Raw genomic sequence first — 12,455 nt, forward strand, 5'->3', positions numbered from 1 at the left:
TGACTATCCGACATCAAAACAGACCCAACTATAGAAAATAGCTTACCCGAACCGCAGAGAACTGACTTTCCTCAAGAAGGTAAATGTTTTATCCGAGTCTCGTTTTTTGATCCTACGGGTCCTGCCAATCCCTCCCGGCTCATGCCACTCGCTTTATTCTTCCTGTTGTATTGTCCATACGGTAGTTCAGGATGTCACCCTTTACGATGTGTTCGGCAACTGCGACCGCTGTGTCGCGATCCACCGCAAACCATTCAACCGGTTTGTATGGAACGCCTTTAGAGCTGATGATCGTGATGTTGACTCGCTGCTTAGCCAGAAAAGCATGGATCAGGTATTCCACCTTCTGGGGATTGAGGTTATAGCAGTCAAGGGAGGCTAGAACTCTGACCGGCGCCTCAAGATAGGTAGGGTCGTTTTCCGCGTTCTTAATTCTTTCGTTGACGCTTTGGGTCGAATACCCGATTTTTACGAGCCGCCCCTGATTCTTAAGGTCTGCAAGAGCCGGAGCCTTGGTTTCGCTAGCGAGGATATAGATGCAGCCTGTCGCCCGATCTTTGCGAGAAAGGCCTAAGAAATTATTTTCCACGGTTGAAGGATCGGGAATAATGCGGCGCCCGTTGCTGTCTTGATAAAGCGCTCTCGCAAGCGAGAGCTTCAGGATGTTGGTTTCAACTCCATTTTCAAAGATGACGCGATAGCGAGGATTGTCCTGCCCTGCTCGGTCCTGCCCCTCTTTCAGGACGCTGTCCACAAAACAAAGAAGGCCGCTCAGGATGAAGAAATCGCCAGGCACAATCTGGGAACTGCTTTTGAAACAGGCCGTCTGAGCCTTCCTGTTGATGATGTCACGCTGCATATCCCGGAAGAGTTTTTCAAAGTTATAGAAGTCTTTGCAAGGCTTCCGGTTCGCAATTTCGTCCGGCCAGTGTCTTGCGTCTGCCCGCTGCTCGGTCACATGCTCGATCTGAAAAATAGAGGGATCCGAATCCCCCAAAAGCGCTCCGGCGGCGTTCAATACATCATCAAAACTGGATACCGTGGCAGAAACTGGAAGACTGTCTTCTTTGGCGTGTTCTTTGGTGTGGACGCTGGTACTTGCAAGAAGGCCATAGCAATCGAGGTCAGAAACTTCTGCTGCAAGCTTTGCATTTCCCTGAAAGGTTTTCAGGCGCGCTCCAAGCTGCATTTCATTGATATCTGTCGCACCGTAGAAAGGGGGGCGGCCCGTCCGCTCCCGAAAAGCGTTGATTTCCTCGAACTGTCTGCGGGCAAGCGAATCGGCTGGCGCAGACTTTTTCTTCATCTCGGGCTTCAGGTCATTCAGAATCCCCTGAGGATCACAATTTCCTGAAATAATGTCATCAAAGGAAAGCGGGGATTTGAAGTCAGGCATTACTTTTCCCTCTCTTTCAGGCCTGCTGGGCCAGCTTCTCGGCGCGCTTCTTCGCGATGAAGGCAAGTACCTCAGCGAGCCGTCTCTCATAGGCGTCCTCGGAAGAAAGCGAGGGCTTCTTGCCGCCATGTTCCTGCACAAACTCTTGAATATTAGGCCAGAGGAGAACCGCTTCTTCTTCTGTGACACCTGAACGGTTTGAGACCACGATATCCTGAATAGTCTTCAACATCGGGGCGTCGACCGACTTGGAGAGGATCTCATAGGCTCCCTGGAAGGGATTGATCTTCGAAATGAGATCGATATTGAGTTTTTCGATGTTGATGAATTTTTCACCCACCTTGAGAAACTCGGATACACGGCGCTGCGGATCACGGCCTTCTTGATTCTCATCCCCTCCGGCAGAGCCTGAATCTAGAGAGTCCGAGACCATGGAGCCTGAATCGTCAGCTATTTCTACGCCTGGAGGAAGCTCGTCCTCGGGAACGAGGCCGCCGTTGCTGTGGATCGCCATGGCGGTCTGCGCTGCCTTCGCAATGGTCTTGGCTTCATCCGGGGTGATGTCAGGATAAAGCTGAGTCACTATCTTAGGGAGCGTTTCCTCCGTGAAGAGCTCTGGCGTGCTTTCTCCTGTGATCATCGGAGCAATAGCCCTGGTGTTCTGCAAGGCTGCAGTGATGACGTCTTGAGTGCCACCGTTGGCAAGAATCTGAGCGACCCTGGCGCTCACAGGCGCCTCCGAATCATCGATAATCACGGTGCCTGGCGGGAGAGCTTCCCCCGACCCGATGAGGGAACGAGGCTTGAAGGTAATATTGGGAGCAAGAATCTGCTCCATCAATAGCGATACCGTGATCGCCTTCAGCATGTTGTTGACCGAGTTTCGAACGTCCTCATCCTCTGCATCGGGCTGTGCGATGAGGTTTGTAAACTGCGCGTGAGTCTTGCCCTCACAATCACGGGTAGCGCGACCGATAATCTGGATGATCTCGGTAAGCGATGAGCGATAGCCAATTGTGAGTACGTGTTCGCACCAGGGCCAGTCGAAGCCTTCTTTTGCCATGCCAAGCGCGATGATGATGTCCATCTGGCTCGCGTTCTTGATGTTCCGGAGATAGGTCAGAACGTTTTGACGGATCGGCGTATCGGTTACTAGGTCGGCTACAAAGAGAATCTTTCCACTGCGGGTTTTCACGCGATAAATGCCAGTTTCAGGATCCTGTCCCTGCACATCGCCGATGACATCCATGATGCGATCTACTTCATCCAGCTTCTGGCCCGTAGACTCCATCGAGTTGACGTTTGGGATGTGAATGATGGTCTTTTTCGTAACATCCAGGACTTCTTTGAGCGCGTCAAAATAGCGTCCCTGATAAAAGTGGTAACCGATGCCCAGAGACTTCAGATATTTGTAGCCGTTCAGCTGTTCGTAGTAGGTATAGGTGACCTGAGTGAACTTTGCTTCATCCTCCGGCGTCAGAATCGGTACGGCGTCACCCCGGAAATAAGAGCCTGTCATCGCGACGATATGGGCGGTGGAGCGCGCCATCAGATCACTCACAATGCCGCCCAAAATGTTGCCTTCCTCTGCCGAGGCATGGTGAAATTCGTCGATTGCGACCAACGTCTGGTTAAACTTCCGAGCACTTCCGGCTCGGTCATAAGCAAACCGAAAGGTTGCATGAGTGCAGATGAGGGCTCGCGCCGACGGATCTTCGAGGAATTCGATCACGCGGTCTACCTTACCCTCGTTTCCTGGAGTGCAGAGGTTGTAGCGAGGATCGACCTTCCAATCGGCAAAGAAACCATGAGAGGTAAGGTCTGTATCCTTAAAGGAACCGCCAATCGACATCTCGGGCACGGCAATAATGACTTTTTTCAATCCCTGCTTGAACAACTTATCGAGCGCGATGAACATGAGAGCACGGGACTTACCAGAAGCAGGCGGGGCTTTGATAAGAAGATACTGCGCATCCCTCTTTTCATAAGCACGGGCTTGCATCTCACGCATGCCCATGTTATTTGGAGCCGTGCTTTTGCCGGTCTGGGCATAACGAACGGTAAGAATATCTGTCATCTTGTTCATTCCTCATTAAAGAGGGAAGAGTCGTCTTCGTGGGAAACCAGCTTTTCGTAGCGCCTGAAGAGATGCGATAGACGCTCTTCATCGCTCTGGAACGGTTTCCTACGGTAAAGGCGTTCAACCGCGACATCAAGCTCGTAATGAGCTTTTCTCAGGTCGGAGGGCATTTTGTCCGGATCATAGAGATCAGCAAGCGTTGTCCCAGGATAGGACTCGCGGATCATGAGGATGTTGCGAGCGAGATTTTCAATCTGCTCTCGCTGCTTTTCCGAGACCTGCGGCCAAGGGAAAGTGTTGTAGCAGAGATTGCGAGAATAGCGATACCGCGATTCTAGCCGCCCGCATACTGTCCGCATCCATACCATGTGCATGCGGGATTCGAGAATGCCGAAGTCATAGGGAGTACCGTTTGGCACCATATGGCAAAGATCCGTAAGGATCGTGTCGCTACCGATGAACCCCATAGGAATATATTCCCGTCGTTCAGAAGAAACGCGCGGAACAACAATGCAGCTTTCTGGGTTGTTCAGGTCCCGGAACTCATGAGGCCGTTGTGCAAGCTTGCGGCAACCAGGATCTCTGCTTGCAAGTCTCACGGACCTACATCGCTCTATTCGTTCGGCCACTAATTGAATTTTTAGAATCTCTTCTGGCGCACTGTGAAGCCACAGGCAAAATCGTTCTTCACTATGGAGCAGTTCGCGCGATCCGATTAGCTTTTTGATATACGGACGGAGCTTTTCAACAGCCCAAAATGTTGCATAGTCTGCAGGCTCGATGATGAGGTTACCGCCATCGTTCGGCATGTTTCCCAAGAACATCGGCTTATCTGCTGAAATAGCTGAAGAAGCCTTTCTTATGAAAACAGATTCTTTCGCATCTAACAGATAAGCGTTGATCTGGTTTACTTGTACCGTCACTGGCTCTGCCTGCGGATTTTCATACTGATAGAGGAATTTCCTCTCCCTTTCCTTCTTGCTGAAACCGACAACAACACAATAAACCCCGGCATTCCCGCGGGCCTCGTTCCGCCACTGGAAAGTCTGATGGGCGAAGTTGATATGAACGCCTTCGCTGAAAAGTTTTCCCCACAGGGGTGCTACCTGCTCCCCCTGGCAAATAGAGTTTGTTGAAACAAAAGCGCACTCAATCCTAGGATTGACCGACATAAGCTGTGTTGCCTTCTGGTACCAACAGGTCACATAGTCAAGTTTTCCCGCATCTTTAACATCAGGGAAAATTGCGAGTACTTCCGCTTTTTGCGACTTGCTGATGCGCAACGCGCCACCAAAAGGCGGATTGCCAATAATGTAACTGAGTTGCTTTGCTGGAAAGACTGTGGTCCAATCGCTTGTGAGTGCATTGACACAGGCGATATTTGCTTTGGCCTCAAGCGGGAGCGATGGCGACACCGCTCCGAGCAATGCGCCAAACTTCTGCTTCATGACATGCTCCATGAGCCACATGGACACGCGGGCGATGTACGCAGGGAATTCTTCCAGTTCCATCCCGTAAAAATGGTCGATTGAAACCTTCGAGTACTGGTTCATCCAGTCGGTCAAAAGAGATCTACCGCGATCTGGATCTGTATCCAGGATTGCCTTGACCGCCCTAAGTTCGAGCATCTTCAGTTCTCGATAGGAAACCACAAGGAAGTTGCCGGATCCGCAGGCAGGATCTCCTATCCTGATCGAAGCGAGCTTCTCCTGAAACTCCTTTAGCCGCTTTTTTCTCAGAGACTTTGTCTTGATGCCAAGAATGTTTTCGAGCTCTGCATTAAGCCCGTCAAGAAACAAAGGGCCAATCACTTTGAAGATGTTCTTTTCGCTTGTGTAGTGCGCCCCGAGTTCACGCCTGAGTTCAGGATCCATCACCGACTGAAACATGGAACCGAAAATGACGGGTGAAACTTCCCTCCAGGAGAGCTTGCCGCCAGCAATCAGATGCCGTCTGACGTTTGTATTGAACTTCGGAATGCCGCCCCGTTCGCTGAAAAACTCTTCATTCACAAAGGGGAACTCTCGAATCGTCGCGGGAAGGTTTAGACGGCGCCGATCCTGTTCTGGCGTGCCCAGGGCCGCGAAGAGCGTCTCGAAGAACTGTGGAAGATCGCTTCCATCTTTCGCAGTCATGGATTCAAGCGCCACTGTCATCTGCCCAGGCTTAGGGAAAATTCCCGTATCCTCTGCGAAATAGCAGAAGAGCAACCGAGCGAGAAAGACGTTCAGCCCGTGTAATTCGTCATTCTCATAATGATTCAACTCTCGTATCGCATCGTAGAGTCGCCCCATTTTTTCGCAGGCTTTAATGTCTGCAGGATGTGCAGCATATGCGAGCGGCTTCTCGTATTGACCTGTAAGTGGAAGGAAGAAATCAAAATTGTTTGCAAGATCCGAAAAATCGATATCGATGCTGTCGTCTACCCGGCGATCATAGGCTACGAGTCTTTCAAAGTCGGTAACGATAAAGAAACGAATCTTGTATCTTTCCAACTCGGGGGCGTTCAGAAGGCTTTCAAGCACCTCGTTAGGGTCCTGCCCCTTCGCCTCCCGGAAAAAAATCTGTTTGGTTAGGCCATAGTCGCCTTCGCGAAGAGCAATATTCCGGTCTGGATCGTTATGTTCGAGCTTTTGGATAGTGGCCCTGGGAAATCCGTAAAGCTTCAGGAACTTGAAGAAAAAGGTGCGGTCAGGCTCTCCTGAGGTGATTTCTCTGAGGCCTTTGATGATCTTCGCCTGATTGAGCGCCGCCATTGTTAATCCTGCCAAATCGGTTCACGTGGAAGAAAGGGAAGCTGCCGCCATCTCCGTCGATTTGTTCATGAGCAGCCCCGTTGAAAATGTGTAACAGCCCCGAAACGGTTGGGTTCTCCCAAAGCCGCTTTCACATAGCTCTCAATTCTACTGATGCTCGTAAGCACCTGGAAAAAACATTGAAAGGCAAAACAGCCAGACACAAAACAACCCAGGGCTGCTGTCCGAGAGGTTTCTCTGGTTTTTTACCTTTTTTCCCGCGGTCTCAAGAAAATGTCGACACACGCTCAAAAGCTAGTTCAACAAAAAATCAGGTTTACTCACTCGAAACTTTAAGAACCACCCGGGTTATTTATGGATCTCCGACATGCAAAAATTCCCCCAGGCTTCCATGATCCGCCGGCGCTCTTTGGCTAAGGGAGCGCGATCGTAGGCGCCGTTGTAGGCATCATTCTTTGCGTGGAGCAAGCACATTTCCACGGCCTGCTGATCAAAACGGCGATTGTTCTCCAATTCATCATCTTTCGCCCACGTGCGGAATGAAGCGCGCGCCGTACCATGCAGGGTGATCACGCAAGGTTTGCCCATTTTTGAAGATTTGATGGGATCTATCCAGCCCCGATGGTCTTTTTGTAAGCGCTTTTCGTGAAGACCTCGCAAAAACATGGTTAAAGCTGCATCAGAAAAGGCGCTCCCATGAGAGCTGGGGAAGACATAAGGACTATCTTCATAACGCACTAGCCCCTTCAGGAGCTGTAAAGCAAAGGAGGACAGAAATATAGTTCGGTCTCTATTGGGCACTTTAATTTTGTCATGGTCCAACGGAATAACCCATATTCCCTGTTCCAAATCAATTTCGTCCCACTGAGCCATTCGCACGGCTTGAGACCGAGCAGCGGTCAAAATGGCAAATTCACAGGCCCGCGCCGACATGGAATCGTATCCATGAATCGTTGCCATCAGTCTGGGGATCTCTTCGACCGGACATGCCGCATGGTTTTGCTTGGGCTTTCTGTTCTTCTGAAACGGCTCCATTAATACGCCGAGCGCTCCTGCCATATCGGCAGGGTTTTCCCTATTCTTTCGTTTATGAAATGCGATCGCCCATTGAAAGATCTTTCGAGCATGCGTACGTGCTTTTTTGGCCGTTGACGGCGCCGACTGCCAAATGGGAGACAGACATTCCCGGATATCCTCCGGAGTAATTTGATCAATGTTCTTGGCACCGATAATGGGGAAAAGGTGTCTGCTGAGGATTTGGCGAGTGTCTTTTTCCCCGCGATGATTCTTTGACCAGTAGCCATGGTTAACGCGATCCTCCACCCACTCATTGGCTATTTTTTCAAAGGTCTGCTTTTTTTGTTCGAGCTCTGCCTGAGCTGCCTGCTTAGCAGCCAGTCTTGCTGCCCTCTCCGATTGTCTTTCATCTATTGGGTTGGTCCCTTTGGCAATTGACGCACGTGCATCAGCAGCAGCCTTTCGTGCCTGTGCGACAGACACTTCAGGGTAATTACCTAAAGCATAATCATGGCGCCCGCTTTCGTCTTTGTATCGGAGGAAAAAGAACTGCTGATGGGGAGTTTTTCTGATGTAAAGCCCTTTCACTCCGCCAATAGAAAAGGTTCCGTACCCCAAATGCTTAACCTCAAGTGCCGTCAGCTCTTTTGTGATTTTTGGCATGGGAGGAACCTCCTTTTTATGATGGGTAAAAATATATGTGATTTTTTAACTCTTATTTACCCATCATACCACCCATCATAAAAACATGGATTTCTTTAGACAGACTTGGACGGCTATAGGCGGAATTCGCTTGTAATTTATTGATTTAATAAAAAATCCCAGACGTCCTAAGACAGTCTGGGATTAGTGTCTGGTGGAGCTGGCGGGAGTCGAACCCGCGTCCGCAAATTGTCCAAAGACGGTTCTACATGCGTATCTGATGAACTTTAAATCTCATCTTCATCCATGCCCACCAGCAGGCCATATGAAGACCAGCCGCTTGATCTTAATCCTGCCGTCACGGCTCCAACAGGATCCAGCCCGAGTATATGGCGCTGCTGTCAGTTTTTAGGCTGACCCGGCCCTCAGGCGAACCGGTGCAGCGTCCCGCTGGTATTAAGCAGCGAGAGCGTAACGCTTGTTATTGGCGTTTATTACTTTTCCGAACTGTTTAACGAGGATCTCGGACCTCGACATGCCCCGTGCTCCTTCGTAATCCACGTCGAAACCAAGGCAGCCCCAAGGAAGGTCTATTCTACCCGCTTTTATTTTTTCCGGTGAGACCGAGGACGCTTTATTTTCCAAAGAGCCCGAGAAGTCTGCGGATCTCATCCTCGCGGACTCCCTTTCTTGCCACAAGATCGATACGCATCGTACGGTAAGGTTCTTCCATTGGATCCGCCTGAATCTCTGTCTTATAAGGAGATCCGGCAAAAAGCGATCCCGGCACCGCGCTGAAGCCCGCGCCTTCAGAAACGAGACGGATAATCGTTAAAAAGTCCCCCGCCTCCTCAATACCGATCGGAGCCTGACCGGCATCTGACAGCCATGAAAGCATCCGGTCTTTGCAAACTGATTTTTCAGGAATTACGAGGAACGGCACATCGTCGAGATCCATCTGAGACTCCACCGGAATATGAGAGTCCGGATAAATCAGCATGATGTCCTCAAAGAAAAGAGGCCAGCGGTTAAACGCGTCGTCTTCCTCGCCCCTGACAGTAAAGCAGGCGTCAAGCTCTCCCGACATAACCGCGTCGAGCACATCGGTATCCGATTCCTCAATGACCTGAACCTGACCATCAAACGTTTCATGAATCTTTGGAAGAACGGTTTTCAGCCGGGATTCAAGGACTTCCTTCGAAGCCCCGATTTTCAATATTTCTGCAGATGCCATGCCGGAACCCTTTAACTGTGTATAAGTGAGCGTGACTATTATTCCTGCCGGAGGGCCTCCTGTCATCAGGGAGATGGTGAATGTCCTCCGGGATACCTGACGCGGCTGACATCAAACGCCGTAAGAAAAACCGGAGAGAGGCTGCCCCCATCTCCGGTTTCGTTCTGAACGCCTGACCTGTTTTACTTCACATACTTCAGGTACGCCCCGTAGCCTTCCTTCTCCATTTCCTCTTTCGGGATAAATCGGAGAGACGCGCTGTTCATACAGTAGCGAAGTCCGCCCTTATCAGACGGCCCATCCGGGAAGACATGCCCGAGATGCGACCCGCTTGCTGCTGATTTCACCTCAGTTCTCACCATGCCGTACGACGTATCCGTCGTATTTTTCAGAACGGACTCTGAAATCGGCTTCGTGAAGCTCGGCCACCCAGTGCCGGAATCAAATTTGTCTGAAGAGGAGAAAAGCGGCTCTCCGCTCACAATATCCACGTAGATCCCTGCCCGGTGCTCATTCCAATATGCGTTATGGAAAGGCGGCTCGGTGCCGCAGTTCTGCGTGACGTCATACTGTTCTGGTGTCAGGCGATCCTTGAGACTCGGCGATCCGGCCTTTCGAAATCCCTTATGGGTCGGCTCATACTTGGCTTTCTCAGCCTCTTCCATCAGGCGCCGCGGAATATGGCAGTAGCCGTCCGGATGCTTCACAAGAAAATCCTGATGGTATTCCTCAGCCCGGTAGAAGGATGTCAGCGGCTTCACTTCAAGCGCCAGAGGCTTTGAATATTTGGCTGAGAGCTTCTTTACCTCATCCTCAATGATGGGTTTGTCGCCTGGATCGGTATAAAAAATACCGGTCCGGTACTGGGTTCCGATGTCATTCCCCTGACGGTTAAGGCTTGTCGGATCGATGGTTTCAAAGAAGAGACCGAGAAGGAATGGCAGATCAGCTTTTTCAGGGTCGTAAATAACGTGCACTGTTTCCGCGGCTCCGGTTCGGCCGGTACACACGTCTTCATAAGTTGGATTGGCAACGGTGCCATTGGCGTATCCGGACTCAGACACCCTGACACCAGCAACCTTCGACATGAAGTGTTCAGTTCCCCAGAAGCAGCCGCCGGCGAGATAAATCTCCTTCTCTCCCGCCCGGGGCTTTTCCGCGGGAAGCATTCTTGTATCTTTTTCCATGGATTGAGCTCCTCCCCTGCTGCAGGCAATCAGAAGAGAAAACGAAGCCGCTCCCAAGGCCAAAGTCCGTCTCAGCATCGTCTCTTCCTCCCTTCGGGATTAATAACCATTTTCAATATCAGCAGTATAGCGTCCGAATCTTTTTCTCATAAGGGCTTCAGTGTCACAGACAGCATTGAAGATATCTGACGCAAATTCAGTCAGTTTCCTGTTCCAAGAAGACTCCCAGTGCATAGAGTTTTCCGACAGAAATAAGCCTCTCGCTTTTCTGAGTCTCCATTTAAAATGATTCCCGTTTTCTACCACCCCCAACATAAAACACAGGGTTGCCATGACCAGCTTGAAAGAAATTCCCGGACTTGATAACGCTAAGCTAGAAAAGGCGGTTGCTATCCGCAAGGCTTATGACGAGAACCAGATTTCACTTGAAGAAGCGCAGCGTCAGCTGAAGAGCGAAATCCAGTCTCTGAAACCCTGGGAGATCGCCCAGATCGAACAGAACATCAGCCCTGAAGAAGGCGATGAAGCCTGCCGTCTGAATCGGATTTCCGACATTTTCAAGATCTACGGTCCCATCATGGATCGCAGCCGTCCTGAGCTGCCCGAGGATCATCCGATTGCCCGCTACTTCTAGGAAAACGACAAGGAACGCGGCATTGTTAAAGAGATCGAGGATCTGGCGCAGTATCCCGTGATCCGCAATCAGTGGCTCGATATTTATGATCGCCTCGCCGAGATCAAGAAGCATTTTTCCAGGAAGCAGAATCAGCTTTACTCGGTGCTTGAAAAGAAGGGCTTTGACCGCCCGTCCACTCATATGTGGCTCTTCGACGACACGATCCGGGATGAAATCCGCGATAACCGCGCGCTTCTCGAAGCTGGGTCTGATGACGAATTCCTCTCCCGTCAGCAGGATCTGATTGACGATCTGACCGATCTTATGAATAAGGAAGAGCAGATTCTTCTTCCGACTTCCCTCATGCTGATCAGCAGTAAGGAGTTCGATGACATGCGCTCGGGCGACGCTGAGATCGGCTACGCCTGGCTTGAAAATACCGGCGCTGCCCTTGCGGCTGCCCCGGTTGCTTCGGCTCCGGCCGCCGCGGCTGAAGCAACGGACTTTGTCGGCGACCTTCAGAAGCTTCTTGCTAAGTACGGTCTGGCGTCTGGAGCCGGCTCTGATGAGAAGCTTGAAATGCGAAACGGGAAACTCACGCTTGATCAGGTGAACCTCGTACTGCAGAACCTGCCTCTTGATATCTCCTTCGTCGACGAAAATGATCTCGTCGCGTTCTACTCCGATACGGAACATCGTATCTTCCCCCGAAGCAAGAACGTGATTGGCCGTCAGGTGCGTAACTGCCACCCGAAGACGAGCATGAAGTATGTGGAAGAAATCCTTGCGAAGTTCAAGGCCGGAGAAGAGGATGTTGCTGACTTCTGGATCAATAAGAAGGACGCTTTCATCTACATTCGATACGTTGCCGTGCGTGATGCGGATGGCAAGTTCCGCGGCGTTCTTGAGACGATGCAGGACTGCACCCGTATCCGCGAACTGACGGGATCCCGCACACTGCTCACCTGGAGCAACGAAACCCATGCCCCCGAACGGGTCTATGGCATCTCGGAACCCGGTACCAGCGACGACGCCCCGGTGACAAAGGATGGCAACCTGACCGGCAAAGCGTCTGACGCAGCCGAAACCCCTTCCATCATTGACACCCTGACGGAATCCACCCGACTTGAGGATATTCTGAATGCCTTCCCCTGGCTGAAGGATGAACTGTCTACCATTTCGCCAGTCTTCAAAGCCCTTAAGACGCCGCTCGCAAGGATCATGATCCCCAAGGCCACGGCTGGTGACATGAGCCGCCACAGCGGTCTTTCTATTGATGAGCTGAAGTCCGCTTTGCTTGCTCTGATTGCCAAGCACTAAAAGAAGCCTTTTAAGCTCTTTCAATCCCCTTTGACTTCCTATGGGAGGTCTGAGGGGATTTTATTTTCTTTGCTCATGTATTTGTCTTGACGGAATTCCTCTCTAAGCCTGCAGCTCTGATCCAATGACAAATCGATGCAATATCCGTAGGTGAAACAGGTTAATATTGTCAGGATTCAGGGCACTTCGCTGAAAGAATCAGCAAAT

At 50.9% G+C, this 12,455-nt stretch carries 8 protein-coding genes and 1 other RNA gene; 2 read left to right on the top strand and 7 right to left on the bottom strand.

Annotation, left to right across the window (positions count from 1 at the left end):
• Positions 1-139: 139 nt before the first annotated feature.
• From BN1936_RS09185 to msrB, 7 genes are all read right to left on the bottom strand, one after another.
• Positions 140-1,396, bottom strand: coding sequence for a GIY-YIG nuclease family protein (locus BN1936_RS09185; protein WP_049687221.1), 1,257 nt, complete (start codon positions 1,394-1,396; stop codon positions 140-142).
• 16 nt (positions 1,397-1,412) lie between these two features.
• Positions 1,413-3,473: a DEAD/DEAH box helicase gene (locus BN1936_RS09190; protein ID WP_086936895.1), complete on the bottom strand. Its 2,061-nt coding sequence runs from the start codon at positions 3,471-3,473 to the stop codon at positions 1,413-1,415.
• A 5-nt stretch (positions 3,474-3,478) separates the two neighbouring features.
• Complete coding sequence (locus BN1936_RS09195) at positions 3,479-6,232, bottom strand: DNA methyltransferase (protein WP_049687223.1); 2,754 nt, start codon at positions 6,230-6,232, stop codon at positions 3,479-3,481.
• Between the two features lie 348 nt (positions 6,233-6,580).
• Complete coding sequence (locus tag BN1936_RS09200; RefSeq protein ID WP_049687224.1) at positions 6,581-7,912, bottom strand: tyrosine-type recombinase/integrase; 1,332 nt, start codon at positions 7,910-7,912, stop codon at positions 6,581-6,583.
• A 191-nt stretch (positions 7,913-8,103) separates the two neighbouring features.
• Positions 8,104-8,472: a transfer-messenger RNA gene (gene ssrA, locus BN1936_RS11360) on the bottom strand.
• Positions 8,473-8,525: 53 nt separating this feature from the next.
• Positions 8,526-9,125 carry a LysR substrate-binding domain-containing protein gene (locus tag BN1936_RS09205; RefSeq protein ID WP_022443987.1) on the bottom strand — a complete coding sequence of 200 codons (600 nt, stop codon included), beginning with the start codon at positions 9,123-9,125 and terminating at the stop codon, positions 8,526-8,528.
• 182 nt (positions 9,126-9,307) lie between these two features.
• The gene (gene msrB / locus BN1936_RS11940) at positions 9,308-10,312 is read right to left on the bottom strand and encodes a peptide-methionine (R)-S-oxide reductase MsrB (RefSeq protein WP_022443986.1); all 1,005 of its coding nucleotides are present in this window, start codon (positions 10,310-10,312) and stop codon (positions 9,308-9,310) included.
• A 331-nt stretch (positions 10,313-10,643) separates the two neighbouring features.
• On the opposite strand from msrB, the gene BN1936_RS11610 reads away from it, so the two are divergent.
• Both BN1936_RS11610 and BN1936_RS09215 read left to right on the top strand, forming a co-directional pair.
• Positions 10,644-10,946, top strand: coding sequence for a hypothetical protein (locus BN1936_RS11610; RefSeq protein ID WP_198290759.1), 303 nt, complete (start codon positions 10,644-10,646; stop codon positions 10,944-10,946).
• Between the two features lie 57 nt (positions 10,947-11,003).
• Positions 11,004-12,248 carry a PAS domain-containing protein gene (locus BN1936_RS09215; RefSeq protein WP_198290760.1) on the top strand — a complete coding sequence of 415 codons (1,245 nt, stop codon included), beginning with the start codon at positions 11,004-11,006 and terminating at the stop codon, positions 12,246-12,248.
• Positions 12,249-12,455: the final 207 nt, after the last annotated feature.

Source organism: Dakarella massiliensis (assembly GCF_001182045.1).
Lineage (GTDB): Bacteria > Pseudomonadota > Gammaproteobacteria > Burkholderiales > Burkholderiaceae_F > Mesosutterella > Mesosutterella massiliensis.